The organism is Acinetobacter sp. P8-3-8 (assembly GCF_000214135.1).
Classification (GTDB): Bacteria; Pseudomonadota; Gammaproteobacteria; order Pseudomonadales; family Moraxellaceae; genus Acinetobacter.
On record NZ_AFIE01000127.1, the window covers coordinates 1 to 1,269 of the forward strand.

General features: G+C 37.9%; 1 pseudogene. It reads left to right on the forward strand.

What is annotated here, in order from left to right:
• The first annotated feature begins 66 nt into the window (after positions 1-66).
• A pseudogene (locus GGG_RS20185) lies at positions 67-1,227 on the forward strand (IS3-like element ISAba22 family transposase).
• The last annotated feature ends 42 nt before the right edge of the window (positions 1,228-1,269 follow it).

The window sequence follows — 1,269 nt, forward strand, 5'->3', positions numbered from 1 at the left end:
TGATGTGTGCTGAAAAAACAGGAGGTTTTAACTTGGTAAACTAAACACACTCATCAGGAGTTTACCATGAGCAAGAAACACAAGACTTACACCACAGAATTTAAAGCTGAAGCCATCAAATTAATTGAAGCCAATCAAGGCAATGTCTCGGAAACAGCTAGACAACTTAGCATTTCAATGCAAACTCTTTCAAATTGGAATACCAAAGCAAAGGCTGGAACTTTAGCAGGTACAAAACAGTATTCACCTGATCTAAACGCTCTACTCGAAGAAAATAAAAAACTCAAACAACAGCTCAAAATAGCTGAAATGGAACGTGAATTTTTAAAAAAGGCAGCAGCGTACTTTGCCAAAGAAAGTCAGTAAGGTACGCCTATATGAAACAAAAAAGATATTCTTTTCCAATTACCTTAATGGCTCGATTACTTCATGTTTCAGTTTCATGTTTTTATGATTGGCTCAAGAGAGGCGTGAGCAAAAGAACGATTCAACGAAATCAACAGACGATATTGGTGAAAATAGCCCATGAGGAGACAAGGCAGAGCTATGGTTATATTCGATTAACCAAATACTTACAAGCTCAGGGCATAAAAATGAGTATGTACGCTGTACGTCAGATAAAAGCGCTGAACCACCTGTATTGTAAGCGACACAAGCGTTTTAAAAGGACTACGAATAGTGACCATAATCGAGCGATCTATGAAAACCTGCTGGAGCAACAATTCTCAATGACTAGACCAAATCAAGCATGGTCAAGTGATATTACGTACATATGGACTGTTGAAGGATGGCTGTACTTAGCAGCGGTAAAAGACCTTTACACGAAGCAAGTGGTTGGCTATAGCTTAAATGAGCGCATGACAGCTTGTTTGTAATGCGCTAAATATGGCTATTCACAATCAAAAACCAACCAAAGAACTGATTGTGCATTCAGACAGAGGAAGTCAATATTGCAGCCATGAATATCGAAATATACTTGAGCAATATGGTTTTCAAGGTTCAATGAGCAAGCGCGGAGACTGTTACGATAATGCACCGATTGAAAGCTTTTGGGGAATACTGAAAAATGAGTTAGTGCATCATTACAACTATCAAACCAGAGAAGAAGCCAAAGCAGATATTATAAAATACATTGAATTATTTTATAATCATCGAAGAATTCAAAAGGGTTTGGGTTTTAAGACACCAAATCAAATGGCCGAAGACTTTTATAAGTTGGCTGCCTAGAATCTCCCAAGGGAAAGTCTCCTGATAATTCAGCGTATATCA